Here is a 24,319-nt window from a genome sequence, read left to right on the forward strand (position 1 = left end):
ATGCACGCGCATTAACATTCGGTGTATGGCAGTGAACGCGGCCGGCACCCGGCTCGAGGAACAGTGGCGGGACATCCTGGGGACGCACGCGCGCACGATGTGCGAGATCGACCGGGTGCTGCACCCGCACGGACTGGGCGCGAGCGACTTCGAGGTGCTCGACATCCTCGCGGCCGAGGCGCCCGCGGAGGGCGACCTGTGCCGGGTGCAGAACCTGGTCGGGCGGGTCCATCTCAGTCAGAGCGCGCTGTCCCGGCTCATCGGCAGGCTGGAGAAGGACGGTCTGGTGGAGCGGTCCGTGTGCATGGAGGACCGGCGCGGTGTGTGGGTGACACTGACCCGCAAGGGCCGCGATCTGCACGCCGAGGTGCTGCCGCTGCAGCGGGATGCGCTGGAGCGGATGCTGGGCGGCTGACGGCCCTCAGTCGTGGGCGCGGATACGGAAGACGGGATGGTCGGCGGGGTCGGGGAGCGCGGTGAGCACGTCGGAGACCGTCGGCATCCCGCCGTACTTCTTCCGATAGGCCGCCATCAGCGCCGGACGCTCGGACTCGGGCACCTCCTCCGTCGTGATCTCCTCGGCACGGCCCCGCACGGTCAGCCGGCAGTCGGGCGCCGCCCGCAGATTGAGGGCCCAGTCGCTGAGGCCGCGATAGGAGACGAGATACCGCTCGCCCTCGTGCTCCAGTACCGCCACGGGCACCGTGCGCCACTGCCCGCTCCGGCGCCCCCGCACGGACAGCCGGGACACGACGGACCTGCCGAAGATCGGCGCCAGCCGGTTGCCGATGTTCCGTTGCATCCAGGGTGGTTTGAGGTAGGTGCGGGACGTCATCGGCTGCTCACCTCCTGAAGGACGCCGATGTGGAGGTGGGCGAGCCGCCACCGGTCGTCCGGTCGCACCGCGACGAGTGTGACGCTGAAGCGTCCCGACTTGTCCTCGCCCTTGAGGCTGGTTTCCTGGGCGAGGACCCCGACGACGACCGCGGCGCCGCCGTAGTCGCGCACCTGCGGTTCCTCCACCGCGAACTTGTGGTTCTCCAGGCCTTTGCGGAACCGCTCCAGCCACTGCTTGCGGCCGAGGACGAACCCCAGCGGGCCCACCCCGGCGAAGTCGTCGGTGAGCAGGGCGTCGAGGCGCTCGGCGTCGTTCCCCTCCTCTCCCGCCGTCCAGTCGTGGATCAGGTCGAGGACTGCTGTCTGTGCCGCCATGGATGACCCCCTGGTCATGGCCTGTCGGACGATCGCAGAATGCTAGGGTAGCTCTAATATTAGAGTCACCCCAAACCGGAGGGGTCATTGAGCCTGCGGGAGCAGAAGAAGCGGCAGATGCGGGACCGGATCGCCGAGACCGCGTGGCGGCTGTTCACGGAGCGGGGCTTCGACCGGGTCACCGTCGTCGAGGTCGCCCGTGCCGCGCAGGTCTCCGAGGCCACGGTCTTCAACTACTTCCCGACCAAGGAGGACCTCTTCTCCTCCCGCTTCGAGGCCTTCGGGGAGCGGCTCGTCGAGGCCGTCCGCACCCGCCCGTCCGGTGACTCCGCCCTCGCCGCCTTCCGGAGGCGACTCCTGGACTCCGGGGGACTGCTGGCGCGGGTCGCGGCGGGGGACGCCGACGCGCTCGACCAACTCCGCACGGTCAACGGACTGATCGCGGACAGTCCGGCACTCCGCTCCCGCGAGCAGCGCGCCCTCGCCACCTGCGCCGACGCACTGGCCGAGACGCTGGGCGGCGACCTCTTGGCCCGGGTGGTGGCGGATGCCCTGTTCGGCGTCCACCGCGCCCTGATCGAGCATGTGCGGGAGCGGGTCCTGGCGGACGACGACCCCGCCTCGCTCGCCGCCGACGTACACCGGCTCGCCGCCCAGGCGTTCTCGCTGCTGGAGGGCGGGATGCGGGACTACGGCATCACGGGCGCAGCAGATCCCGTACGGCGCTGAAGGCGGCCTCCGCCGTCGCCGGGTCCGCGCCCGGGCGGGCCAGGGCACTCATGGGGATCGGGGGGACGGGCGGCAGTCCGTTGTACGGGGTCAGGCCGTCGGGGGCGGGACCGACCGCGGCGAGGAGGGCGACGCCCTGGCCGGTGCGGGCGATGTCGAGGACGCCCGCGAGATAGCCGGCGTCGCCGACGACCGAGGCGGGCACCCCGTGCGCGGCGAGGGTCGCGATGGCCCGGCGGCGGATCGCGCACGGGTCCTCGATCGCGACCAACGGCACCGGTGAGGGCGCGGTCGGCCGCTCCCAGCCGGGGACCGCGTGCCAGGTGAGCGGGAGTCCGCCGACGGAGACGCCCTCGGTGGCGGCCGCCTCGGTGACATACACCGCCACGTCGACGCTCCCCCGCTCCACGGCCTCGACGAGCCGGGCGGAGCGGTCGATGCGGAAGCGGACCCGGCAGCCGGGGCGCACCGCCTGAACCGCGGCGGTCAGCCGGGGCAGGAACTGGTCGGCGGCGTGCTCGGTGGAGCCCACGGTGACGGTGTCGCCGTCCGAGCCGAGCAGGGTGCGTACGGCCTCGTCGTGGACGGCGAGGACGCGGCGCGCCTGTTCCAGCAACAGCCGGCCCTCGGTCGTGAACCGGGTGCCGCGCCCTTCCCGCTCGACGACCGGGCGGCCCAGTGTCTTCTCCAGCTTGCGGACATGCTGGCTGACCGCGGACTGGCTGAGCGAGAGCGCCTGCGCGGCACGGTGGAACCCGCCGCAGTCGGCGACCGCGGTCAGACTGCGCAGAGCCACGATGTCGAGGACGGGTCGGGACATGCCGTGACAGTATCCGCTCACCGCGATCGATCGCGATCCCTGATCGGTTTCGATGCGGAATCATCGTTGGACGTGTTCGGTCGCCGGCGGTCATGATGGGCTCATGTTGCACGCGACCGCTACTGCTGCCCTTCTGACGCAGCGCCGAGTCATCGACTTCGGCGTGGCGTGCAGCGCGCGTTGTCGCTGATCTCTGCCGCTCATCGCCCCGGGGCGCCCGCGCCTGCCCTCTGACGCCGCGCGCCTCCCCTCCGGCTGACACGTGACAGCCGTTCCGGCCTGCCCTTTCCCCTGGCTTTCCGCTGCCCTGAAACGGGAGTTGTCCCCTCATGCCCTCTTCCTTCTCCTGGAACGAACCCGAAGGTCTCGCCGCGCGCGGCACGCTGATCGTGCTGTCCGGGCGGGGCGAGCACGGTGGTGTGTACGAGCGGTTCGGCCGCCGACTCGCCTTCGACGCCTACCGGGTACGCGCACTCGGCGACCCGACCACCGATCCGTCCGTGCTCGACGAGGCGGCCAAGCTGCTCGCCGACGAGTCGCTGCCGGGTCCGAAGGTGGTGGTCGGTTCGGACACCGGCGCCCACTACGCCGCCCGGCTGGCCGCGGACGCCGACGCGCTGATCCTCGTGGGCCTGCCCACCTCCCCCTGGACGTCGGGGAGTTGGGAGGAGGAGGTCGAGGCCCGCACCGCCTGCCCCACCCACCAGGGCCGCCTCGCCGCCGACCCGGACTTCCGGCGCGGGACACTCGCCGAGAACCCCCAGCTGCCCGCCCTGCGCCTCGACCGGGTGACCGTCCCGGTACTGGCCCTGCACGGCACCGACGACACGGTGAGCCCTCTGGAGACGGCACGCGAGGCCTACGCCGGCTCGGACGTACGGCTGGTGACCTTCCACGGCGGCCGCCACGACGTCCTGAACGACGCGCTGCACCGCACGGCCGCCGCCACCGTCGTGCTCTTCCTTGAGCGGCTGCGCCTGTCCCCCGAGCTGCCCGCGATCGCGGAGGGACCGGCATGAGCGTCACGACCACGGTCAGCGAGCTGCGTGACCTGCTGGACTCCGATCACCCTCCGGTCGTCCTCGACGTCCGCTGGGCCCTGGGCGATCCGCACGGCCGCGACCACTACGCCGAAGGACACATCCCCGGTGCGGTCTACGTCGACCTGGACAGCGAGTTGGCCACGCCGCCGAGCCCGGAGGGCGGACGGCATCCGCTGCCGCCGATCGACGTTCTGCAGGCCGCCGCACGCAGGTGGGGCATCCGCTCGGGCCGACCGGTCGTCGTCCACGACGACTTGGGCAACACCGCCGCGGCACGGGCCTGGTGGCTGCTGCGGCACGCGGGAGTCTCCCGGGTGCGGTGTCCGCGCCGACCGGAGAGAACCTCGCGGCGGACGGGACGTTCCTTCCCGCCGACGAGCTGCGCAAGCGGTTCGAGGAGAAGGGCGCGGTTTCGGCCGCGCGGATCGGCGTGTACTGCGGCTCCGGTGTCACGGCCGCCCATCAGATCGCCGCGCTGGAGATCGCCGGTTTCGAGGCCGCTCTCTTCCCCGGCTCCTGGTCCGCGTGGTCCGCGGATCCGTCCCGCCCGGCCGTGAAGGGGGACCAGCCGTGACGGCTTCACTGGACGCGGTGGTCCCGGCCGAACAGGCACCCACCCGTGTCACCATCCGCGGCACCGCCAAGACGCGCCACAGCTTCTCCGTCCCGCGTTCCCTGCGCCGGGCCGCGGGCCCCGTGGGACTCGTGCTCCTGTGGTTCCTGACCTCGGCCACCGGTCTCCTCCCGGAGTCCGTGCTCGCCTCCCCCGTCGACGTGATCAAGCAGGCGGTCGAGCTCACGCGGAACGGTGAACTCCCCAGCGCCATCGCCGCGTCGGGCCGCCGCGCCGCCATCGGCTTCCTGATCGGTGCGAGCGTGGCCCTCACCCTGTCCCTGCTGGCCGGCCTGTTCCGGCTCGGCGAGGACGTCATCGACTCCTCGATGGGCATGTTCCGGGCGATCCCCTGGGTGGGCCTGATCCCCCTGTTCATCGTCTGGTTCGGCATCGAGGAGACCCCGAAGATCGCGCTGGTCGCCCTCGGTGTGACGTACCCGCTGTACTTCAACATCTACGGCGGCATCCGCTCCACGGACGCCCAACTCGTCGAGGCCGCGCGGATGATGGGGCTCGGTCGCCTCGGGCTGATCAAGTACGTGATCCTGCCCAGCGCGCTGCCCGGGGCACTCGTGGGACTCCGGTACGCGCTGTCCACCGCATGGCTCGCGCTCGTCTTCGCCGAGCAGATCAACGCGGACGCGGGGCTCGGCTATCTGATGAGCAACGCCCAGCAGTACTTCCGTACGGACGTCATCGTGCTCTGCCTCGTCGTCTACGCGCTCCTCGGCCTGGCCTGCGACTTCGCCGTGCGGATCCTGTCGCGCCGGCTGCTGACCTGGCGGGCCAACTTCGAGGGTGAGGCCTAGAGATGCCCAACAGCGTGGAGATACGGGGCCTTTCGCGGGCCTTCGACGGCAACACCGTCCTGCACGAACTCGATCTCGACATCCGCGAGGGCGAGTTCGTGGCCCTCCTCGGACACAGCGGCTGCGGCAAGTCGACGCTGCTGCGGATCCTCGCCGGGCTCGACGACGAGATCGGCGGCGAGGTCACCGTGCCCGCCCGGCGCAGCGCCGCGTTCCAGTCGCCGCGGCTGCTGCCGTGGCTGAAGGTGTGGCGCAACGTGGTCCTCGGGCTGCCCGGCCGTCCCGACAGGGCGCCGGCGCTCAAGGCGCTCGACGAGGTCGGCATCGCGGACCGGGCCGACGTCTGGCCCAAGACGCTCTCCGGCGGCCAGGCCCAGCGCGTATCGCTCGCCCGCGCCCTGGTGCGTGAGCCCGAACTCCTGCTCCTGGACGAGCCGTTCGGCGCCCTCGACGCCCTGACGCGGGGCAGGGTGCAGCAACTCGTCGCCGAACTCTGGCGTCGGCACGGCTGCGCGATCCTCCTGGTCACCCATGACGTGGAGGAGGCACTGCTGCTCGCCGACCGGGTCCTGGTGATGGACGAGGGCCGTATCGCCCACGAGGTGACCGTCGACCTGCCCCGCCCCCGAGATCTGACCGCCCCCGAGTTCGTGAACCTGCGCGCCCGCCTCCTGAACTGGCTCGGCGTGACCCACACCCTGGAAGGAATCCCCTCGTGATCCGCAGAATCGCAGCCGCCGCACTCAGCATGACCTCCCTGCTGGCGCTGACCGCCTGCGGCGCGGACTCCTCGGCGGAGGCCTCGTCCTCGGGGCAGGTCACGCTCACCATCGGCGACCAGGCCAAGACCCTCCAGACCATCGTCGCCGCGTCGGACGCGCTGAAGGGCGCCAAGTACAAGGTGAAGTGGGCCGAGTTCGAGGGCGCCGCCCCGCTCTACCAGGCCGTCCAGGCGGGCGCCGCCGACACCGGCTACTCCGCCGACCTGCCCGCGCTCCAGGCACTCAGCGGCGGGGTGAAGGTCAAGAACGTCGCCGCGCTCAAGAACGACGGCACCCACGTCGGCATCGTCGTCCGCAAGGACTCCGGCATCGGCAGTGTGAAGGACCTCAAGGGCCAGAAGGTCGTGGTGTCCTCGGCCAAGGGCAGTGTCTCGGAGTATCTGCTGGCCAACGTGCTGAAGCAGAACGGGCTCAGCTACAAGGACGTCGAGGTCCAGTACCTGCTGCCGACGGACGCGCAGGCCGCGTTCGCCTCCGGCAGGATCAAGGCCTGGGCGATCTTCGGGGTCTACCAGGCCGTCGCCCTGGAGCAGGGCGGCAAGCTCCTCGTGGACGGCGCGGACGGCCGGGTGAGCGGTATCGGCTTCGTCAACGCCTCCGAGGAGACCCTCGCCGACACGAAGAAGAAGGTCGCGCTCGCCGACTTCCTCAAGCGTCTCGGCAAGGGCCTGAAGTGGACCAGCACCCACCAGGACGCCTACGCCAAGGCCATCGAGGAGCGCAACGGCGCCGACGCGTCGGTGGCGAAGACGCTCGCCTCGGCCGCGTACAGCCAGGTGCTGCCGATCACCCCGGACATCAACACGACCGTCCAGGGCGTGGCCGACCTCATGAACGGCATCGGTGTGCTGGACCCGAACGTCGACGTCGCGAAGTCGGCCGACACGTCCCTTCTCAAGTAATCACGGGAGTCATTCATGCCTGTCGAGTTCATCAGCGCCGTCCACACCGACGCCGGGGCGTCCGGTCCCGCCGCCTCCAGCCGGACCGGCCTCGACACCGACCATCTGCGCAGGTACGCCCGCGCGTTGGACGACGGCGGCTTCGACCACACCCTGGTCGCCTACCACTCGGCCTCGCCGGACGCCTTCCAGATCGCCCAGTTCGTCGCCACGCACACCGAGCGCATCCGCCCGATCCTGGCGCACCGGCCGGGTGTCGTCTTCCCCACCCACGCGTCCCGTGCTCTCGCGACCCTCGACCAGATCAGCAACGGCCGGCTCACGCTGCACATCATCTCCGGCGGCAGCGACGAGGAGCAGCGCCGGGAGGGCGACTACCTCGACAAGGCCGAGCGGTACGAGCGTTCGGACGAGTACATCCAGATCCTGCGCAAGGTGTGGCAGGCCGACGGGCCGGTCTCGCACGAAGGCAAGTACTTCCGGTTCGAGGGCTACTACTCGGACGTGAAGCCGGTGAACGGGCTCGTGCCGATCTCCGTCGGCGGCTCCTCGCAGGACGCGTACCGGGTCGGCGGTCAGCAGGGCGACATCTTCGGTCTGTGGGGCGAGCCCTTGAAGGAGACCGCCGAGCAGATCGCCGCCGTGAACGCGGTCGCCGATGCCGCCGGGCGCCCCCGCCCCCGTATCTGGGTGTCGTTCCGCCCGATCATCGCGCCGACCGAGGAACTGGCCTGGGAGAAGGCGCACCGCACCCTGGGGGTCCTCAAGGACCAGGCGCGGAACACCGAGTTGCTCCGCCACTACCGCACCACCGGCCGTCCGGCCAACGTCGGCTCCCAGCGGCTGCTCGACATCGCCGAGCGCGGCGAGGTCCACGACCGCTGCCTATGGACCGCGCCCGCCGTCGCCACCAACGCCGCCGGTGCCTCGACCGCGCTGGTCGGCACACCCGAGACGGTCGCGAAGGCGCTGCTCGACTACGTCGACATCGGCTGCGACCTGCTGTCGATCCGCGGCTACGACCCGCTGAACGACGCCGTCGACTACGCCCGCCACGTCCTGCCGCTGGTCCGGCAGGAGCTCGCCCACCGCGCCACCACCACCCACGCCGCCTGATGGAGAGCCCGTGTTGTTCCGCCGTACCCTGCGCTCGTCCGCCGCCCTGCTCGCCCTGCTGCTCCCGTTCGCCGCGGCCTGCGGAGGCGACGCCCAGGCCGACTCACCCGCCGACGTCACCCTCAGAGTCGGTTCCACCGGCTGGAAGACCGAGGAGGCCGTGCTCAAGTACGCCGGCCTCGACGACACCCCCTACAAGGTGAAGTGGAGCCTCTTCCAGGGCGGTGACCAGCAGCTCCAGGCCATCCGCGCCGGAGCCCTCGACCTCGCCTCCTCCAGCGAGATCCCCCCGCTCTTCGCCGCCGCCGACGGCACCCCGAACTTCAAGGTCGTCGCCGTGCAGCGCGGCGCCACCCTCAACCAGGAGGTCGTCGTCCCCAAGGGTTCGAAGGTGACCGGCATCGCCGGCCTCAAGGGCAAGAAGGTCGGCTACGTCCAGAACACCACCGCCCACTACTTCCTGTACGAGCTGCTGAAGCAGGCGGGCCTGAAGTGGTCCGACATCGACGCCAAGCCCTTGCTGCCCAACGACGGGCTGGCCGCCCTCAACGGCGGCAGCATCGACGCCTTCGCCTCCTACGGCACCTCGGTCATCACCGCCCACCAGCAGGGCGCCACGACCGTCGGCTCCGGCAAGGACATCCTGTCGGGCAACTTCCTCTGGTCGGCCCGCGACAGCGTCCTGAAGAACCCGCAGGAGAAGGCGGCGGCCGCCGATCTGATCGCCCGGATCACCAAGGCGTACGCCTACGTCCGTGACGGGCACCTGGACGGTTTCGCCGAGGTCACCGCCGACGCCACCCACCAGCCGCTCGCCCAGGCGAGGAAGGACCTCGTCGCCGCACAGACCCAGCGCCCGACCGAGGCCCGGACCGTCGGCGACGACACCATCGCCTCCCAGCAGAAGGTGGCCGACGTGTTCACCGAACTCGGAGCGCTGAAGTCGAAGCTGGACGTGAAGTCGTTCTGGAGCACCGCTCTGAACACCGAGCTGAGGAAGGCCCTGTGACCGGCCGCATCGCCGAACTCGCCGCCGAACACGACCGGTCGGGTGCCTTCCCGGCCGAGTCCCTGCGGCTCGCGCACGAGGCCGGGCTGCTCACCGCCACCGTCGGGGAGCGTTACGGCGGCCGGGGCGCGGGCGTGCGGGAGACCGCGCGGATCCTGCACCGGCTCGGGCAGGGCGATCCCTCCGTCGCCCTGATCGCGGCGATGACGCTCACCAACCACGCCCGGCAGGCCGCGCAGCCGCACTGGCCGGAGGAGCTGTACGCGCGCGTGGTCAAGGAGTCGTTCGCACGTCCCGTTCTCGTCAACCACGCGCGCGTGGAGCCCGACCTGGGCTCCCCCGCGCGGGGCGGACTGCCCGCCACCCGGGCCCGGCGCACCGCCGACGGATGGGCGGTCAGCGGCACCAAGCGGTTCGTGACCGGCGCGGAGGGGCTGGACTGGTTCCTGGTGTGGGCGACGACCGACGAACCCGAGCCGCGCGTGGGCACGTTCCTGGTCCCCGGCGGATCACCCGGCATCGAGATCGCCGGGAACTGGGACCAGTTGGGGCTGCGGGCCAGCGGCAGTCACGACGTGACGTTCGACGAGGTGGAGATCCCCGACCAGCACGTCATCGGGCTCGGTCCGCACGGCCGGGCCGCCGAGCAGGACAACCGGGCGGGCGCGGCCCTCCATCTCCCGCTGGCCGCGCTCTACTTGGGTGTCGCCCGGACCGCGCAGGCGTTCTTCCACACGTTCGCCCACACGCGCGTGCCCGCCAACCTCGGTCATCCGGTGGCCCGTACGGAACGCTTCCGGCGGACCGCCGGGGAGATCGAGATGCTGTTGGCCGCCGCCGAGCAGCTGGTGTTCGACGGTGCCGCCAAGCTCGACGCGGGCGACACGTCGTACACCCCGGAACAGGCCCTCGGCGCGCGCGTGCTGGCCGACCGGCACGGCGTACGGGCCGTCGAGCTGGCCGTGCGGCTGCTGGGAAACCCGGGGCTGGCCCGGGGCAACCCCCTGGAGCGGCACTTCCGTGACATCCAGTGCGCCCCGGTGCACGCACCCCAGGCGGACATCTCCCTGCTCGCCGTCGGAACGAAAGCACTCGACCTGTGACCGCAGCCCCGGAGACCACCGTCTCCGCCCAGCTCCTCGGCCTGCTCGCCCGCGATCTGCCGCCCGACCGGCTCACCACCGACCCGGCCGTGCTCGCCGCGCACGCCACCGACCGCTCCGGTGCGAGGCCCGACGGCGAGCCGCTCGCCGTCGTGCACGCCCGGCGGACGGAGGACGTGACCGTCACGCTCCGGCACGCGCACGCCCTGAGGATGCCGGTGGTGCCGCGCGGTGCGGGCACCGGCCTGTCGGGCGGGGCGACGGCGGGCGAGGGCTCCCTGGTCCTGGACCTGTCCGGGATGAACCGCATCCTGGAGCTCTCGGCGGACGACCAGCTCGCCGTCGTCGAACCCGGCGTGATCACCGCCGAGTTGGACCGGGCGGCCGGTACGCACGGACTGCGGTACGCGCCCGATCCGGCGAGCGCGGCCCTCTCCACCATCGGCGGCAACATCGCGACCAACGCGGGCGGACTGCGGTGCGCCAAGTACGGGGTGACCCGCGACAGCGTGCTCGGCCTCGAGGGGGTGCTGGCCGACGGGACGGTGGTGCGCACGGGCCGCCGTACGGTCAAGGGCGTCACCGGCTACGACCTCACCGCCCTGCTCACCGGCTCGGAGGGCACCCTCGCGGTCATCACCTCGGCCACCCTGCGGCTGCGGCCCGTTCCGGTGGCCACCGCCACCCTCGCCGCCCACTTCACCACCTTCGAGGCGGCCGCCGAGGCGTCGTACGCCATCGGCCGGGCCGGCGTCGAGCCCGCGCTCGCCGAGTTGGTCGACGGGCCCGTGCTGGAGGCCGTCGATCCGGTGCTGCGGGAGCGCGGGGCGGCGCTGCTGGTCGTGCAGTGCGACGGCGCGGGCGCCGCGGTCGAGGCGGCGACGGTCGCGCGGCTGCTCGCACCGCTGGCCGTCACCGTCGAGACGACCGAGGACCCCGCCGAGGCCGAGGTGCTGCTGGCGGCCCGGCGCGGGGCTCTTCCCGCGCTGGAGCGGCTGGGCAGGCCGCTGATCGAGGACATCGCGGTGCCGCGCTCCCGGCTGGCCGAGGCCGTGCGGGAGATCCGGGCGATCTCCGCGCGCCATGACGTGCCGGTGTTCACCATCGCGCACGCGGCGGACGGCAATCTGCACCCGATCATCGTCGTGGACCCGTCCCTGGGCCGGCTTCCGGAGGCGGCCTGGGAGGCGGCGGGTGAGATCTTCGCGCTGGCGCTGCGGCTCGGCGGGACGCTGACCGGCGAGCACGGGGTGGGGACACTGAAGCGGCAGTGGGTGGCCGACGAGTTGGGACCCGCCGCGCACGGACTGCAGCGGCGGCTGAAGGAGGTGTTCGATCCTCGTGGAATTCTCAATCCTGGGAAGAGCCTGTGAGGAACCGGAAGAGACCGGGGCATGACCCCTCCCGCGCATGGCCATGTTGAAGGCGGACACCCCGTGCAGGAGGGAGAGACCTCGCCGTGGCCGTTCAGCGGGACCGGACCGCAGAATTCAGCAGCTATGCGACGCGTTCCCTCGAGGCGACGCACGACGCGCTCGCGGCGCACTACTACGACATGCGTCTGAGCCTCGTGGGACCCGCCGAGGACTTGTCGACCCGCCTGAGCGTGCTCGACCTCGGATCGCTGACCGTGGGCGAGGTCAGTTTCGGCACCGAGATCCGCACCGGTTTCGCCGCGCCGGGCGCCTACCACGTGGCCGTGCCGGTGAGCGGCTGTTTCAGCGTCCAGCAGGGGCGCGGGGACGTCGTGTTCGCGACGACGGGCAACGCCGTGTTCTTCGATCCCGCCCAGTACGTCCGTATCGACGCCTGGTCGCCCCAGTGCCGGGCCCTCACCGTGAAGATGGACAAGGGGGCCCTGCACCAGGCTCTGGAGGCCCTGCTCGACCGGCAGCTGTCCTGCCCGCCGGTCTTCGGGCCGTCCGTCGACGTGCGGAGCGGGCCCGGCCGCAGCTGGGCGCAGCTCGCCATGTGGAGTCTGCTGGAGAACGACACCTCGCTCGGGCTGCTGCGCCGTCCGCTCATCCGCGGCCGCATCGAGCAGATCCTGCTCGAAGGGCTGCTGCTGGCGACCGACCACACCTTCCGCCAGGAGCTGGAGGTCCCGGCGCCACCCATGCGGCCCGCCGCGGTCAAGCGGGTCATGGACGTCATCCAGGAGCGGCCCGCCGACACGTACGACGCCGCTCGGCTGGCCCGGATCGCGCAGGTGAGCCTGCGGACCCTGCAGGAGGCCTTCCGCAGTCACGTCGGCATGTCGCCGATGGCGTACGTGTACGACGTCCGCCTGCAGCGGGTGCACGACCAGCTGCGGGTCTCGGCGCCGGGGTCGACGACCGTGTCCGCCGTGGCGCACCGGTGGGGGTTCGTCCATCTGGGCCGGTTCGCGCGGCGCTACCGTGAGCGGTTCGGCGAGGCTCCCTCGCAGACGCTGCGCGGCGCGTGAAGCCATCCGCCCCGATCCGCCGCGTTTTGCGGACAGTTGCCGCGTATCGCGGAGCGACGGGACGGCTGTGCGGTCCTATCGTCGGGGCACGTCGATCGTGGGCGTCCGGGGAGGAACGGAGTCGGCGCCGCTCCTCCCCCCAGCGCCCCTCCCGAGTCAGCCGTGCGGCCGGCCCAGCAGTGTCCGCACCCCCTCCGAGGTGAGGGTGAGCGGGTGCTCGGAGGCGGCGTCGATGGTGAGCGCCAGATCGTCCGTCGGCCACTCCGAGGCGAGCGCGCCCAGCGGCACCAGCCGGTAGCGCGAGACATAGGGCAGCAGCCCGGCCAGCTCGGACTCCGACGTGAACACGGGCACCACCGGCGCTCCGCCGGGCTGCTCGATCACGGGAAGCGCCACCGCCGTGGGATCGGCGGCGTCCTCGTCGCTGGCGTCGTCGGGCACGGGGACGAGGACATCGCTGCTCGCGAGCCTGTCCAGCGCCACCGTGTCCTCGGTGTTCTCGGCGAGCGCGTCCAGCGCCCGCCGGGCCGGTGTGGTGGAGTTGTCGTTCGCGGGTGTCTGCATGGCGAATCCCCTGGTAGCGGCGGTCTTGCGGTCGACCCGGGGCGTACTCGGCCCCGGAGCGGCCCTGCTCGCGTACCCGATCCGGACGCGAGCATTCCCTCGGGGGTCCAGAGGATCCAGGGGACTCAGGGGATGAGCGCGATGTGCTCCGAGGGCAGCCCCAGCCGGTCGCAGCCGACCCGGCGGAACAACGGCTCGGCCATGCTCGGGCCGACATGGGTCCAGTAGGTGGCCGCGTCCCGGAATTGACTTGCTCCTCGGGCTGAAGCCCGAGGATTCTGGCCTTCTCGTCCGTTGCTGTGCCGCTACGCGGCACAAGTTTCGGGCGGGAATCCGCGGCTTCCTGTTTCTTCGCGCCGTGCCGGGACGAGTCCTGGTCTTCCCGGCGCTCCGCAGGCTGATACCGCCAGTCCGGCGGCCTTCTTGACGTTGATCGCGGCGTTGTGGTCCCGGTCGTGGAGGGTGCCGCAGGCGGTGCAGGTCCATTCCCGGACGTTCAGGGGTTTGGGTCCGTCCTTTGTGCCGCAGGCCGAGCAGGTCTGGGAGGTCGGCTCGAACCGGCCGATTTTGACCAGGGTCCGGCCGTACCGGGCGGCCTTGTACTCCAGCATGTAGACGAATCCCGACCATCCGGCATCGTGGACACTCTTGGCCAGCCTGGTGCGTGCGAGTCCGTTGACCGCCAGATCTTCCACGCCGATCGCTTGGTTGTCGCGGATCAGCTGGGTGGAGAGCCGGTGGTGGAACTCATGGCGGGCGTCGGCCACCTTGGCGTGGGCGCGGGCGACCTTGAGGCGGGCCTTCTCGCGGTTCCTGGATCCCTTCTGCTTGCGGGACAGCTCACGCTGGGCTCGCTTCAACTTCTTCTCCGCGCGGCGCAGGAACCGCGGGGAGTCGATCTTCGTGCCGTCGGAGAGAACGGCGAAGTGGGTGAGTCCGAGGTCGATGCCGATCGTGTGGTCGGTGCCGGGCATCCGGGCGGCGTCGGCCGCCGGGTCGGTGTCGATGACGAAGGAGGCGAAGTACCGCCCGGCCGCGTCCTTGATCACGGTGACCGAGGAGGGCTGTGCGGGCAGGGTGCGTGACCACGTCACCTTCACCGCGCCGATCTTCGCGAGGTTCAGCCGCCCGCTGCCGGTGATCGACCAGCGGGCGTTGGCGGTGAAGCGGATCGACTGCCGGTCGTCCTTGCGGGACTTGAACCGGGGGGCACCCGTCTTCGTGCCCCTGCGCTCGCCCCTGAGGGAGGCGAAGAAGTTCTTGTAGGCGGCCTCCGCGTCGCGCAGGGACTGCTGGAGCACCACCGAGGAGACCTCGCCCAGCCAGGCCCGTGCGTCGGTCTGCTTCGCCTCGGTGATCAGCTTTCTGGACAGCACGCCGGCCGCCGGGAACGCCTGGCCCGCTGTGCGGGCGTCCTCTCTGGCGCGCACCGCGTCGTTGAAGACGACGCGGGCGCACCCGAACGCCTTGGCCAGTGCGGTGCGTTGGCCGGAGTCCGGGTACAACCTGAAGGCGTACCGAAGCTGCATGACGGCCACGATACATACGTAGGTTATGGGCGATATGCAGAAGATCAGAACAGGTCGGCACTGTGCTTTCGTGATGCATATGCACTTGGTCTTCGTGACAAAATTCCGGCATAAGGTGTTCACGGATGCTCATCTGAGGCGGATGGAGGAGATCATGCGGTCGGTGTGCGCGGACTTCGCGTGCGAGCTGGTGGAGTTCAACAGTGAGACCAACCACGTCCACCTCCTGGTGAACTTCCCGCCCAAGGCCGCCGTCACCAAGCTCGTCAACTCCCTCAAGGGAGTCTCCTCCCGCCGCCTGCGCCAGGAATTCCCCGACCTGGTACGCCGCTACCGGCGGGCCAACAAGCTGTGGTCCGGTTCCTACTTCGCCGGCACCGTCGGCGGCGCCCTGCTCTCCGTGGTCAAGCAGTACGAACAGCAGAACCGGCCCGTGTGAGCATCGCCCGGCTCCGCGGGGACGGCCGCGACGCTCCCCGCCACGGGTAAGGAACACACCATCCGCGCTAGCCGGCACTGCGGACAGCAGTCCGAGCAGCCCGGTCGCCGCCACGAACGCCACGAGGGGGCGTCTTGGCAGGCGTGGGGGTGCGGATCTCATGGCGACTCCAATACGGGCCGGAAGGCGGGCTCTTGCAAGAAGAACCGGCAAGTTCCTGAAAGTTCTTGCGGCTTCGCGGAAGCTACAGGGACATGACAGCCACGTAAAGGATTCTGTACAGAGAGGTCATGGTGGAGGGCGAGGATCAGGAGGGCTGGAGTCGCCGTCCCTCGGGAGTGAAGGTGAAGCTCTCGCGGAACGGTCCGTCGCCGAAGCGCACAGCCCACAGAACCGGTTCCGGATACGCCCGGTTCCCCACGGGGGCGCCCTCGTCCAGGCTTCCGTTCCAGAGGTGGAAGAAGACGATCGGCCGGTCGGGGTCCTCGCTGACGTACCCGAGCGTCTTGCCGTAGCGCGGGTCGTCATCGCCGAGCAGCACCGAGGGCGCACCGAACTCGGCGAGGACATCCGCCCACACCCGGTCGTCCCCTGCCCACTGGCGGACCCTGCCCAGAAGGGCCTGGTGCGTGCGGGCGTCGAGGACCCGGTCCGTCGCGAGCCAGCCACGCCGATGGGCGAACTCCGCGTGCACCGAGGCCATGCCGGACGAGTCGTCGCCCCGGATCAGTTCACGGTACGCGCCCCTGGCCCCGATGGCGGTCCAGGCACCGCTCTCCCGCAGCCGTTCCGAAGCCTCACGCCAGGCGTCGGGCCGGCCTTCCGTGAACAGGAGGTGGTCGCACAGCAGCAAGAGCGCCAACTCGCCCCCGAACCCCTCGGGGTGCCGCAGGGCACGGTTCAACTGCCGGACCAGATACGCGTGGATCTCATCGGCGGTCACGACGGTTCCGGGAGCGGTCACTCTTGTCTCACTCTGCCCTGTCGAGAAGCTCCGCGACCGTGGTCACCCTGATCAGCGGCCGGTAAAGGTCCATGACGTACAGCGCCTTGGCGTGCGAATCGTCGTCCGCGCCGGCGCAGGCGTCGGCGACGACCACGACCTCGACTCCGGCATCGGCGGCAGCGAGCGCCGTGGACAGCACACAGCAGTCGGTGCTGACTCCGGCGAGGACCAGACGGCCCTCCGGGCCGACCAGGGAGGCGAGTTCGGGCGTCCACTTGCCGAAGGTCGGGGCGTCCAGCACGTGGTGCGCCTCGGCGGCGAACTCGTCCGTCAGCCGCCACAGGGGCGCGTGCGGGGGTTGCAGGGCGAAGGGCCACTGCTCGTAGTAGGCGCGCCAGGCGCCGGTGGGGCGGTCGGGGGCCAGGAAGCGGGTGAAGGTGGCCCGGTCCTCGAAGGCCGGCAGCAGGCGTCGTACGCCTTCCGCGGCCTGCGCGAATCGCGGCGTGGCCCAGGGGCTGTCCGGGTCGGCGAAGACGTGCTGCATGTCGATGACGGTCAGGCGGCCGGTCGTCATACGGCGGGTACCTCCGCCGGGCTCGGGTCCCGCGCCTCCTGCTCCCGGACGTGGCCGCGGCGCAGGGCGAGGGTGCCGAGGAAGCCGAGTGCGAGGGCCACGAGGACGCCGAGGTTGGCGTACGCCCAGGAGCCGGACTTGCCGCCGAGACCGACCGGGTCCAGGAGGTAGCCCTGCCACTCCAGCCAGCTCGCGGCCGAGTTGGTGACCAGGCCCCAGCCGAGCGCGGTGGCGGCGAGGGTGAGGAGCAGCGGGGTGAGGGCGAGGTCGCCGTAGCGGCCGTGCGGGCGGTAGAGGTCGCCCTCGTCGTAGTCGCGGCGGCGCAGCAGCAGGTCGGCGAGCATGATGCCGCACCAGGCGGCGATGGGGACGCCGAGGGTGGTGAGGAAGCCCATGAACTGGCCGAGGAAGTCGTCGGCGAAGAAGACGATGTAGATGGCGCCGGCGATCATCAGGACGCCGTCGACGAGCGCGGCGAGGTAGCGGGGGATCCTGATGCCCGCCGACAGCAGGGCGAGTCCGGACGAGTAGATGTCGAGGACCGCGCCGCCGACCAGGCCGAGTACGGCCACGACGGCGAACGGGACGAGGAACCAGGTGGGCAGGATCGTGGTCAGTGCACCGATGGGGTCGGCGGCGACGGCCTCGTTGAGGGTGCTGGAGGACCCGGCGAGCAGCAGTCCGAAGACCAGCAGCAGGAGCGGGGCCACGGAGGCGCCGAAGGTGGTCCAGCCGATCACACCGCGGCTCGACGAGGTGCGGGGGAGATAGCGGGAGTAGTCGGCGGCGGCGTTGACCCAGCCGAGGCCGAAGCCGGTCATCATGAAGACGAGCGCGCCGATGAACTCCTGTGCGGAGCCCGCCGGGACGGCGCTGACGGTGCTCCAGTGGATGTGGTCCGCGACAAGGGCGATGTAGACGATCGTGAGCACGCCCGTGACCACGGTGATCACGGTCTGGAGCCGCATGATCAGGTCGAAGCCCATCACTCCGCCGACGACGGTGAGTCCGGCGACCACGATCAGGGCGACCACCTGTGTCCCGGTGCCGCCGCCCCAGCCGAGCCGGCCGAAGACGGTCGCGGTGGCCATGGTGGCGAGGGCGCACAGGACGGTCTCCCAGCCGACGGTGAGCACCCAGGAGATCACCGAGGGGAGACGGTTGCCGCGCACCCCGTAGGCGGCCCGGCTGAGGACCATCGTCGGGGCCGAGCCGCGTTTGCCGGCGACGGCGACGAAGCCGCACAGCAGGAAGGAGAAGACGATGCCGATGATCCCGGCGACCAGCGCCTGCCAGAAGGAGATGCCGAAGCCGAGCACGAAGGCCCCGTAACTCAGCCCCAGCACGGAGACGTTGGCGCCGAACCAGGGCCAGAACAGCGTCCGCGGTGTGCCCTTGCGCTCGGCGTCGCCGATCACGTCGAGGCCGTGCGTCTCCACCTGGAGCTGTCTGGCTCTGTTGTCGAGGTGACCGAGAGGGTCGAGGGAGTCCTGGGCGTCCGTCATCGTCGTCCTCCCTGGTCCGTACGTGTCGAGGTGACGCTAAGTGGGTGGCACCGGGGCGTCAAGCACCCCGGTGCCCCGCGTCACCTCGCCCAGAAGGGCAGCGGCGGGCAGGTGTTGGCGCAGGTGTAGCCGCCGGGCATCAGCAGGCCCGCGTCGTCCTCGTTGTTCTCGCCGCCCGCGAAGTAGACCTCGGGCACCCAGCCCCAGCGGCCGTTGTCCGCCAGGGTGCTGCCCCACCAGTGGTTCTCTGCGGATCCGTCACGGAAGGTCTCGCCCCGCATCTCGGTGACGAACCAGTTGGCGGCGCCGCCCTGTTCGAGGTGGCCGACGACGGCGGCGCCGGGCGAGCGGTTCGCGTACACCGGCACATGGCCGCGGGTGAGGTTGCAGAACCTGACCTGCGTGCGCGGCCAGAGGCGGCCGCTCAGGGGGTCGGTCAGGTCCCTGGTGGTGGGGCTGTGACAGGGGACGTTGTCGGTGGCGTGGGCGGCGGGGGCGACGAGGCCCGCGAGTCCGGCGAACACCAGGGCGGCCGTGGTGAGTCCGCGCTTCATGTGGATCATGCAACCGGAACGACCGCATCCTGGGGTTGGTCACGAGGTCAGGCGTCGGCCGCCTTCTTGATCGCCTCGCGGATGCGGGAGTACGTGCCGCAGCGGCAGACGTTCTCGATGCGGTCGATGTCGGCGTCGGTGGGCTGGGACGTCTTCTTCAACAGAGCGGCGGCGGCCATGATCTGGCCCGGCTGGCAGAAGCCGCACTGGGAGACGTCGCACTCCAGCCAGGCCTTCTGGACGGGGTGCAGGATGTCTCCGTCGGCGAGGCCCTCGATGGTGGTGACGTTCCGCTCCGCGCAGTCTGCGACGGGCACGACACAGGGCTGTATCTCCTCACCGTCGAGGTGGCTGGTGCAGGCGCGGCAGACACCGACGCCACAGCCGTACTTGGGGCCGGTGACGTGCAGCAGATCGCGCAGTACCCACAGCAGGGGCATGTCGGCGGGGGCCTCGACGGTGACGGGCTTGCCGTTGAGGACGAAGGAGTAGGACGGCATCTGCACCTTCTCAGAAGTTGATCGGGAAGCGGCGGGGCTTGGTACCTGTCGCGCGGGCGTACGCGTTCGCGACGGCGCCGGCCGCCGCCGGGACACCGAGTTCGCCCGCCCCGCCCGGCTCTCCGCCGGTGGGCAGGATGTGCGCCTCGAAGTGGAGCGGGGCGTGCCGCTGCCGGGCGTAGCGGAAGTCGGCGTAGCTGTCCTCGCGGACGGCGCCCTTGTCGATGTGGAGGCCGGCCCGCAGGACCGTGGAGATCCCGTCGATCGCCGTGCCCATGAGCTGGGCCTCCAGGCCGCGCGGGTTGACGGCCGTGCCGACGTCGGCGGCCATCACCACCTTGGTCACCCGGGGGTTCTTCGGATCGGCGGCGTCGATCTCGACCAGGCAGGCCACGCAGGAGCCGTACTCCTCGTGGACGGCCACCCCCTGGGCCTGCCCCGCGGGCATGGTGCGGCCCCAGTGCCCGGCGGCCGCGACCTTGTCGAGCACCGCTTTGACGGCCTTGCTCCTGAGTGTCGTACGACGGAAGGCGACCGGGTCCCTGGACAGGCCCCGGGCGATCTCGTCGACGACGATCTCCTCGGCCGTCCGCACCGTCCCGGAGTCCACGGAACGCCAGGCGCCGAGGGGTATCGCGGCCAGCTCGACCGAGCCCGAATCCCCGGACAGCTTCCCGAAGTTGTAGAGGCCGCTGTCGCTGGGCAGCGGGGCGGCCGCGCGGAAGGAGGCGGTGGTGATCCCGCTGTACGACTCGCTCACCGAGGCCGTCGCGTGGGCGAAGGCCACGACTCTGCCCTGAGCGTGGCTGGCCCGGATCCGGTGCTGGGTGGCCGGGCGCATCCGGCCGTGCCGGATGTCGTCGGCGCGGCTCCACATCAGCTTCACCGGGCGGCCCGCCGCCTTGGAGATGAGGGCCGCCTCGATCGCCGCGTCGTGGTTCAGCCGGCGTCCGAACGAGCCCCCTCCCCGCACCACATGGACCTTGACGGCGGACCCGGGCAGCCCGACCGCCTGGGCGATGCTCTCGCGCGCGTCCATGGGTGTCTGGGAGGAGAACCAGATCTCGGCGCGGTGGGCCCGTACGTCGGCGACGGCGGTCAGCACCTCCATCGGGGCGTGGCTGACGAACGCGAACTCGAACCGGGCCTCGATCTGCGTCGATCCGCGCGGCGGACTGCCGAGCGCGGGGACGGCGGCCTTGAGCCGGGAGCGGATCTGGGCGTCGGACACTCCCGCGAGCGGCCCCGCCTTCCAGGTGATCTTCAGGGCGTCCCGGGCCTTGAAGGCGTGGTGGAAGGAGTCCGCGACGACGGCGACTCCCCCGGCAACCCTGACGACTTCGAGGACCCCGGGCAGGGCGCGGGCCGCGCGGTCGTCGACCGAGACGACCTTCCCGCCGAGCGTGGGCGGCCGGGCCACCACGGTCGGCTTCGCCCCGGCGGCCGTCAGGTCCCCGGTGTACTGGGCCCGGCCCGTGACGATGTCCCGTGCGTCGATCCGCGTCGTCGGCTTCCCGATCACCCGGTGCCGGGACGCCGGTTTGGGCTTGCTGGACACACGCGGCCGGCGTATCCGTGCGGCGGTCTCGGTCAGCGATCCGAAGGTGGCCTTGCGTCCGTCCGGGGCGACGACCATGGTGTCCCGGGTACGCAGCACCCGCGGGGGCAGGCGCCAGCGCTGGGCGGCCGCGGTGATCAGGCGGGCGCGAGCCGTGGCGGCGAGGTTGCGGGCGGGGTCGTAGAGCGAACTCACCGAGCTGGAGCCGCCGGTGAACTGGTTGCCCCGGCGGCGGGCGTCGGCGAGCGGGATGTCGACGTCGACGAGTCGGGCGTCGAGCTCCTCGGCGATCATCATGGCGACCGCGGTGGTGACACCCTGGCCGACCTCGACGCGCGGCAGCCGTACGACGACCTTGTTCTCCCGGGTGACCTCCAGGACGAGCATCTCGTCGTCGGTGCCGGTCACGACGGTGTCGGAGCGCGGGCGCGTGGCTCCTTCCGCCTCCGAGGCGTCGCAGCCGAGAGGTGCGGCGACGGTGAGGGTGGACGCGGCGAGTGTGTAGACCATGAATCTGCGGCGGGACAGCTCTGCCAACGCGCACTCCTCTGTGGACGGCCTGTGTGTGCCTGATAGGAGGGCGTGGAGGGAGGTGAGGTTGCGTGTGGCCGGGGTCGGTCCTGGGCAAGTGGGCGGGGCGGCCCCCGGCTTGAGCGCCTACCGGCGACGCCAGGGCAGCACCGTCGGGTCCGTCTCCGCGGCCTCCGCCCGGTGCAACGCGTCACTCACCGCTTCCCCGATCTCGGCGAACTGACACACCTGCTCAGGGGTGAGCGCGTCGAAGACGGCCCGGCGTACGGCCTCCACATGGCCGGGCGCGATCTCCTCCAGCAGGGACTGCCCTCTGTCCGTCAGCACCGCGAGCTGCCCGCGCCCGTCGGCCGGATCCTCGCGCCGGTCCACGAGACCTGCCTCGCGCAGCCGGTTCACGGCATGCGTGAGCCGGCTGCGGGTGATCTTGAGGCGCTGGGCGAGCTCGGACATGCCGAGGGCCTGGTCGGGAGCGGAGGAGAGGTGGGCCAGCAGGCTGTAGTCGGCGTGCGTCATACCGGCGTCACGCCGCAGCTGGCGGTTCAGATGGTCATTGAGCAGCGTGGAGAAGTCGATGTAGGCGAGCCAGGCCCGTCGCTCCTCGGCGTTGAGCCAGCGTGGCGTCGTGGACATGGTTACACCTTATCGGGTTTTCGTTTGAACGTTAAAACGAAACACGAGTCCCGCCACGGCGATGTGAGGCCCCCGGCAGGAATGCGACACGCGGCCGGGGGCTCTCCCGTCACTCCGACGTCTCAGGCCTCCCCGCCGCCGCCCAGTGGGTGTGGAAGGTGCCGGGCCGGTCCGTGCGCCGGTAGGTGTGGGCGCCGAAGTAGTCGCGCTGGCCCTGGAGCAGCGCGGCGGGGAGGCGGTCGGCGCGCAGGGTGTCGTAGTGGGCGAGGGCCGCGGAGATCGCGGGCACGGGAATGCCGCGGCGGGCGGCGGAGGCCACCGTCTCGCGCCAGGGCACCTGCGCGTCGGTGATCTCCATGGCGAACTCCATCTCGCCGAGCAGGCTCACCAGATCCTGGTCGGCGGCGTAGGCGGCGCGGATGCGGTCGAGGAAGGAGGCGCGGATGATGCAGCCGCCTCGCCAGATCCGGGCGACCGAGCCGAGGTCGATCTTCCAGCCGTACTCGGCGGCCGCGTCCTGGATCATCGTCCAGCCCTGGTCGTAGGCGACGACCTTCGAGGCGTACAGCGCCTGCTCCACCTGCGAGGTGAAGCGCTCGGCCTCGGTGCGGCTGAGCGGGGGTGTGGTGCCGCCGGGCAGGCCCCGGTAGGCGGCGCGCAGTTCGCCCTGGCCGGAGGCGGCGCGGGCGAAGGTGGCCTGGGCGACGGCGGTGACCGGGGAGGCCAGGTCGAGGGCGGTCTGTACGGTCCAGCGGCCGGTGCCCTTCTGTCCGGCGGCGTCGGCGACGATGTCGACGAAGGGCGCGCCGGTGGCCGGGTCGGTGTGGGCGAGGACCTCGGCGGTGATCTCGATGAGGTAGGAGCCGAGCCGGCCCTCGTTCCACCGGCGGAAGACGCCCGCGATCTCGGCCGGGGTGTATCCGGCGACCTGGCGCAGCAGGTCGTACGCCTCGGCGATGAGCTGCATGTCGGCGTACTCGATGCCGTTGTGGACCATCTTCACGAAGTGCCCGGCGCCGTCGGTGCCGATATGGGCGGCGCACGGCTCGCCGTCGACCTTGGCGCTGATCGTCTCGAACAGCGGGCCGAGCAGGCTGTACGACTCCTCCGACCCGCCCACCATGATCGACGGACCGTGGAGCGCGCCCTCCTCGCCACCGGAGATGCCGGTGCCGACGAAGTGGATACCGCGTGCGCGCAGGGCGGCCTCGCGGCGCCGGGTGTCGGCGTAGTGGGCGTTGCCGCCGTCGACGATCATGTCGCCGGGCTCCAGGAGCGGGGCGAACTCCTCGACGACCGCGTCGGTGGCGGCGCCCGCCTGCACCATGATGATCAGCCGGCGCGGGCGCTCGAGCGCGGCGACGAACTCCTCGGGCGACTCGGCCGGGACGAAACTGCCCTCGTGGCCGAACTCCTCGACGAGCGCGCGGGTGCGGCCTGCGGACCGGTTGTGGACGGCGACGGCGACCCCGTGGCGGGCGAAGTTCCGCGCCAGGTTGCGGCCCATCACGCCCAGTCCGGTGACGCCGATGGCTGCGCTTGCGTTCATGAGGTCCGTCCCTTGGATCGATGGCGTGGTCCCGGAGCGCGCGGCCCCTTGCCCGCAGATACGCGTGGGAGGCCCGGTCTTCTCGATGCCGGCTCGGGAGGCTTACGCCACCGTGGACGGAAACGTAAGTTCCTGCTCACTTTGGAGCGTGTTGCGATCACTTCGCATGAGCCTCGCGGCCGGGGCGGAACAGTGGCGACGTTCATGGCCTGAGGTCTTGATGGAGAGACGCACATGACGACCACCCGCGGCACGGGACGCCGGCCGCCGTCCTGCCGTACACCGTTGGCACTGTTGCCGTCGCTGGGTGCGTGTCTGCTGGTCACGGCACTGGACCTGCTGTTCGACACGGTCGACCAGCTCGTCGCGCTGCTGCTCGTCGGCCCGTTCCTGGCCAGTGCGCGGCTCGGCGCCCGCCCCACCGCTCTGGTCTGCGGCGTCGCCCTGCTCCTCGGCCTGGTGCTCGGTGCGACGGAGGGCGATCTCCTCGCTCCCGACTTCGCCGTACGGTGGTCCGGGCTGTTCCTGGGCTGCGTACTCGCCATACAGGGCGCCCGGCGGCACGCTGCTCTGCGGACCACACTGAACCGCTCCCGGGAGGTGGCCCGTGCCACCCAGGGCGCCCTTCTCCGCCCTGTCTCCGCGACCCTCGCCGACACCCTCGTGTGCACCCGCTACCACTCCGCCACCCGCGAGTCCGACCTCGGCGGCGATGTGTACGACGTCGCCGTGACGCCGTACGGACTGCGTCTCCTGGTCGGCGACGTCCGCGGCCACGACCTGGGCTCCCTGCGGCTCGCCGCGGCCACCCTCGCCGCCTTCCGCGACTCGCCCCCTCGCTCCGCATCTC

26 protein-coding genes and 1 pseudogene are annotated in these 24,319 nt (G+C 71.2%); 13 read left to right on the top strand and 14 right to left on the bottom strand.

Translation table 11 applies throughout. The features are described 5' to 3' along the window. Nucleotides 1-25: 25 nt before the first annotated feature. The gene (locus OHU89_RS07010) at nucleotides 26-415 is read left to right on the top strand and encodes a MarR family winged helix-turn-helix transcriptional regulator (RefSeq protein WP_266896277.1); all 390 of its coding nucleotides are present in this window, start codon (nucleotides 26-28) and stop codon (nucleotides 413-415) included. Between the two features lie 6 nt (nucleotides 416-421). On the opposite strand, the gene OHU89_RS07015 is transcribed toward OHU89_RS07010, so the two are convergent. Continuing rightward, the gene (locus OHU89_RS07015) at nucleotides 422-835 is read right to left on the bottom strand and encodes a nitroreductase family deazaflavin-dependent oxidoreductase (RefSeq protein WP_405640920.1); all 414 of its coding nucleotides are present in this window, start codon (nucleotides 833-835) and stop codon (nucleotides 422-424) included. Beyond that, nucleotides 832-1,212: a DUF4440 domain-containing protein gene (locus OHU89_RS07020; RefSeq protein WP_405640922.1), complete on the bottom strand. Its 381-nt coding sequence runs from the start codon at nucleotides 1,210-1,212 to the stop codon at nucleotides 832-834. The genes OHU89_RS07015 and OHU89_RS07020 overlap by 4 nt, the downstream gene beginning before the upstream one ends. Nucleotides 1,213-1,299: 87 nt before the next feature. Between OHU89_RS07020 and OHU89_RS07025 the strand changes: the two genes are divergently transcribed. Then, nucleotides 1,300-1,941 (top strand): TetR family transcriptional regulator, encoded by a 642-nt coding sequence (locus OHU89_RS07025; RefSeq protein ID WP_405640924.1) that lies wholly within the window; start codon nucleotides 1,300-1,302, stop codon nucleotides 1,939-1,941. Here OHU89_RS07025 and OHU89_RS07030 read toward each other — a convergent pair. Further along, nucleotides 1,910-2,761 (bottom strand): LysR family transcriptional regulator, encoded by an 852-nt coding sequence (locus OHU89_RS07030; protein ID WP_405640926.1) that lies wholly within the window; start codon nucleotides 2,759-2,761, stop codon nucleotides 1,910-1,912. The two genes, OHU89_RS07025 and OHU89_RS07030, sit on opposite strands and share 32 nt — an antisense overlap. 329 nt (nucleotides 2,762-3,090) lie before the next feature. Between OHU89_RS07030 and OHU89_RS07035 the strand changes: the two genes are divergently transcribed. The 10 genes and pseudogenes from OHU89_RS07035 (at nucleotide 3,091) to OHU89_RS07080 (ending at nucleotide 12,587) form a co-directional block, all read left to right on the top strand. Then, nucleotides 3,091-3,780 (top strand): alpha/beta hydrolase, encoded by a 690-nt coding sequence (locus OHU89_RS07035; protein ID WP_405640928.1) that lies wholly within the window; start codon nucleotides 3,091-3,093, stop codon nucleotides 3,778-3,780. Beyond that, a pseudogene (locus tag OHU89_RS07040) lies at nucleotides 3,777-4,378 on the top strand (sulfurtransferase). Before OHU89_RS07035 ends, OHU89_RS07040 begins: the two are co-directional and overlap by 4 nt. After that, on the top strand, nucleotides 4,375-5,229 hold the full coding sequence (locus OHU89_RS07045; protein WP_405640930.1) for an ABC transporter permease: 855 nt from the start codon (nucleotides 4,375-4,377) through the stop codon (nucleotides 5,227-5,229). Before OHU89_RS07040 ends, OHU89_RS07045 begins: the two are co-directional and overlap by 4 nt. A gap of 2 nt (nucleotides 5,230-5,231) precedes the next feature. After that, nucleotides 5,232-5,948 carry an ABC transporter ATP-binding protein gene (locus OHU89_RS07050; protein WP_405640932.1) on the top strand — a complete coding sequence of 239 codons (717 nt, stop codon included), beginning with the start codon at nucleotides 5,232-5,234 and terminating at the stop codon, nucleotides 5,946-5,948. Continuing rightward, complete coding sequence (locus OHU89_RS07055) at nucleotides 5,945-6,913, top strand: ABC transporter substrate-binding protein (RefSeq protein ID WP_405640934.1); 969 nt, start codon at nucleotides 5,945-5,947, stop codon at nucleotides 6,911-6,913. Before OHU89_RS07050 ends, OHU89_RS07055 begins: the two co-directional genes overlap by 4 nt. A gap of 15 nt (nucleotides 6,914-6,928) precedes the next feature. Continuing rightward, the gene (locus tag OHU89_RS07060; RefSeq protein WP_267017635.1) at nucleotides 6,929-8,029 is read left to right on the top strand and encodes an LLM class flavin-dependent oxidoreductase; all 1,101 of its coding nucleotides are present in this window, start codon (nucleotides 6,929-6,931) and stop codon (nucleotides 8,027-8,029) included. A 10-nt stretch (nucleotides 8,030-8,039) separates the two neighbouring features. Then, the gene (locus tag OHU89_RS07065) at nucleotides 8,040-9,038 is read left to right on the top strand and encodes an ABC transporter substrate-binding protein (protein ID WP_405640935.1); all 999 of its coding nucleotides are present in this window, start codon (nucleotides 8,040-8,042) and stop codon (nucleotides 9,036-9,038) included. Further along, nucleotides 9,035-10,141, top strand: coding sequence for an acyl-CoA dehydrogenase family protein (locus OHU89_RS07070; protein ID WP_405640937.1), 1,107 nt, complete (start codon nucleotides 9,035-9,037; stop codon nucleotides 10,139-10,141). Before OHU89_RS07065 ends, OHU89_RS07070 begins: the two co-directional genes overlap by 4 nt. Continuing rightward, on the top strand, nucleotides 10,138-11,514 hold the full coding sequence (locus OHU89_RS07075) for an FAD-binding oxidoreductase (RefSeq protein ID WP_405640938.1): 1,377 nt from the start codon (nucleotides 10,138-10,140) through the stop codon (nucleotides 11,512-11,514). Before OHU89_RS07070 ends, OHU89_RS07075 begins: the two co-directional genes overlap by 4 nt. 86 nt (nucleotides 11,515-11,600) lie before the next feature. After that, nucleotides 11,601-12,587: an AraC family transcriptional regulator gene (locus tag OHU89_RS07080; protein WP_405640939.1), complete on the top strand. Its 987-nt coding sequence runs from the start codon at nucleotides 11,601-11,603 to the stop codon at nucleotides 12,585-12,587. Nucleotides 12,588-12,743: 156 nt separating this feature from the next. Here OHU89_RS07080 and OHU89_RS07085 read toward each other — a convergent pair whose 3' ends face one another. Continuing rightward, the gene (locus OHU89_RS07085; RefSeq protein ID WP_405640941.1) at nucleotides 12,744-13,151 is read right to left on the bottom strand and encodes an SseB family protein; all 408 of its coding nucleotides are present in this window, start codon (nucleotides 13,149-13,151) and stop codon (nucleotides 12,744-12,746) included. A 305-nt stretch (nucleotides 13,152-13,456) separates the two neighbouring features. Next, on the bottom strand, nucleotides 13,457-14,680 hold the full coding sequence (locus OHU89_RS07090; protein ID WP_405640943.1) for an RNA-guided endonuclease InsQ/TnpB family protein: 1,224 nt from the start codon (nucleotides 14,678-14,680) through the stop codon (nucleotides 13,457-13,459). A 25-nt stretch (nucleotides 14,681-14,705) separates the two neighbouring features. Between OHU89_RS07090 and tnpA the strand changes: the two genes are divergently transcribed. Then, a complete protein-coding gene (gene tnpA / locus OHU89_RS07095; protein ID WP_405640946.1) occupies nucleotides 14,706-15,119 on the top strand; it encodes an IS200/IS605 family transposase in 414 nt (137 codons plus the stop codon). Nucleotides 15,120-15,426: 307 nt separating this feature from the next. Here tnpA and OHU89_RS07100 read toward each other — a convergent pair whose 3' ends face one another. The 9 genes from OHU89_RS07100 to OHU89_RS07140 form a co-directional block, all read right to left on the bottom strand. Then, a complete protein-coding gene (locus OHU89_RS07100; RefSeq protein ID WP_405640947.1) occupies nucleotides 15,427-16,083 on the bottom strand; it encodes a hypothetical protein in 657 nt (218 codons plus the stop codon). Nucleotides 16,084-16,090: 7 nt separating this feature from the next. Further along, the gene (locus OHU89_RS07105) at nucleotides 16,091-16,639 is read right to left on the bottom strand and encodes a cysteine hydrolase family protein (RefSeq protein WP_405640949.1); all 549 of its coding nucleotides are present in this window, start codon (nucleotides 16,637-16,639) and stop codon (nucleotides 16,091-16,093) included. Next, nucleotides 16,636-18,144, bottom strand: a complete 1,509-nt coding sequence (locus OHU89_RS07110) for a purine-cytosine permease family protein (protein WP_405640951.1) — start codon at nucleotides 18,142-18,144, stop codon at nucleotides 16,636-16,638. Before OHU89_RS07110 ends, OHU89_RS07105 begins: the two co-directional genes overlap by 4 nt. Nucleotides 18,145-18,224: 80 nt before the next feature. Next, entirely contained in the window at nucleotides 18,225-18,698 is a 474-nt protein-coding gene (locus OHU89_RS07115) for a hypothetical protein (RefSeq protein ID WP_405640953.1), read from the bottom strand. A gap of 47 nt (nucleotides 18,699-18,745) precedes the next feature. Then, the gene (locus OHU89_RS07120) at nucleotides 18,746-19,198 is read right to left on the bottom strand and encodes a (2Fe-2S)-binding protein (protein ID WP_405640954.1); all 453 of its coding nucleotides are present in this window, start codon (nucleotides 19,196-19,198) and stop codon (nucleotides 18,746-18,748) included. Nucleotides 19,199-19,208: 10 nt separating this feature from the next. Beyond that, nucleotides 19,209-21,266: a molybdopterin cofactor-binding domain-containing protein gene (locus tag OHU89_RS07125; protein WP_405654355.1), complete on the bottom strand. Its 2,058-nt coding sequence runs from the start codon at nucleotides 21,264-21,266 to the stop codon at nucleotides 19,209-19,211. Between the two features lie 147 nt (nucleotides 21,267-21,413). Continuing rightward, entirely contained in the window at nucleotides 21,414-21,920 is a 507-nt protein-coding gene (locus OHU89_RS07130; RefSeq protein ID WP_405640956.1) for a MarR family winged helix-turn-helix transcriptional regulator, read from the bottom strand. Between the two features lie 109 nt (nucleotides 21,921-22,029). After that, on the bottom strand, nucleotides 22,030-23,469 hold the full coding sequence (gene gndA / locus OHU89_RS07135; RefSeq protein ID WP_405640958.1) for an NADP-dependent phosphogluconate dehydrogenase: 1,440 nt from the start codon (nucleotides 23,467-23,469) through the stop codon (nucleotides 22,030-22,032). Nucleotides 23,470-23,571: 102 nt separating this feature from the next. After that, complete coding sequence (locus OHU89_RS07140; RefSeq protein ID WP_405640960.1) at nucleotides 23,572-24,246, bottom strand: hypothetical protein; 675 nt, start codon at nucleotides 24,244-24,246, stop codon at nucleotides 23,572-23,574. Nucleotides 24,247-24,319: the final 73 nt, after the last annotated feature.

The organism is Streptomyces sp. NBC_00019, assembly GCF_045041015.1.
Lineage (GTDB): Bacteria > Actinomycetota > Actinomycetes > Streptomycetales > Streptomycetaceae > Streptomyces.

Excerpts from the sequence above, each read along its gene's own strand:
- OHU89_RS07060 (WP_267017635.1), top strand. The coding sequence starts at position 6,929 with ATGCCTGTCGAGTTCATCAGCGCCGTCCACACCGACGCCGGGGCGTCC.
- OHU89_RS07015 (WP_405640920.1), bottom strand. The coding sequence starts at position 835 with ATGACGTCCCGCACCTACCTCAAACCACCCTGGATGCAACGGAACATC.
- OHU89_RS07115 (WP_405640953.1), bottom strand. The coding sequence starts at position 18,698 with ATGAAGCGCGGACTCACCACGGCCGCCCTGGTGTTCGCCGGACTCGCG.
- OHU89_RS07105 (WP_405640949.1), bottom strand. The coding sequence starts at position 16,639 with ATGACGACCGGCCGCCTGACCGTCATCGACATGCAGCACGTCTTCGCC.
- OHU89_RS07120 (WP_405640954.1), bottom strand. The coding sequence starts at position 19,198 with ATGCCGTCCTACTCCTTCGTCCTCAACGGCAAGCCCGTCACCGTCGAG.
- OHU89_RS07010 (WP_266896277.1), top strand. The coding sequence starts at position 26 with ATGGCAGTGAACGCGGCCGGCACCCGGCTCGAGGAACAGTGGCGGGAC.
- OHU89_RS07110 (WP_405640951.1), bottom strand. The coding sequence starts at position 18,144 with ATGACGGACGCCCAGGACTCCCTCGACCCTCTCGGTCACCTCGACAAC.
- OHU89_RS07090 (WP_405640943.1), bottom strand. The coding sequence starts at position 14,680 with ATGCAGCTTCGGTACGCCTTCAGGTTGTACCCGGACTCCGGCCAACGC.
- OHU89_RS07035 (WP_405640928.1), top strand. The coding sequence starts at position 3,091 with ATGCCCTCTTCCTTCTCCTGGAACGAACCCGAAGGTCTCGCCGCGCGC.
- gndA (WP_405640958.1), bottom strand. The coding sequence starts at position 23,469 with ATGAACGCAAGCGCAGCCATCGGCGTCACCGGACTGGGCGTGATGGGC.
- OHU89_RS07050 (WP_405640932.1), top strand. The coding sequence starts at position 5,232 with ATGCCCAACAGCGTGGAGATACGGGGCCTTTCGCGGGCCTTCGACGGC.
- OHU89_RS07125 (WP_405654355.1), bottom strand. The coding sequence starts at position 21,266 with ATGGTCTACACACTCGCCGCGTCCACCCTCACCGTCGCCGCACCTCTC.
- OHU89_RS07020 (WP_405640922.1), bottom strand. The coding sequence starts at position 1,212 with ATGGCGGCACAGACAGCAGTCCTCGACCTGATCCACGACTGGACGGCG.
- OHU89_RS07130 (WP_405640956.1), bottom strand. The coding sequence starts at position 21,920 with ATGTCCACGACGCCACGCTGGCTCAACGCCGAGGAGCGACGGGCCTGG.
- OHU89_RS07030 (WP_405640926.1), bottom strand. The coding sequence starts at position 2,761 with ATGTCCCGACCCGTCCTCGACATCGTGGCTCTGCGCAGTCTGACCGCG.
- OHU89_RS07085 (WP_405640941.1), bottom strand. The coding sequence starts at position 13,151 with ATGCAGACACCCGCGAACGACAACTCCACCACACCGGCCCGGCGGGCG.
- tnpA (WP_405640946.1), top strand. The coding sequence starts at position 14,706 with ATGGGCGATATGCAGAAGATCAGAACAGGTCGGCACTGTGCTTTCGTG.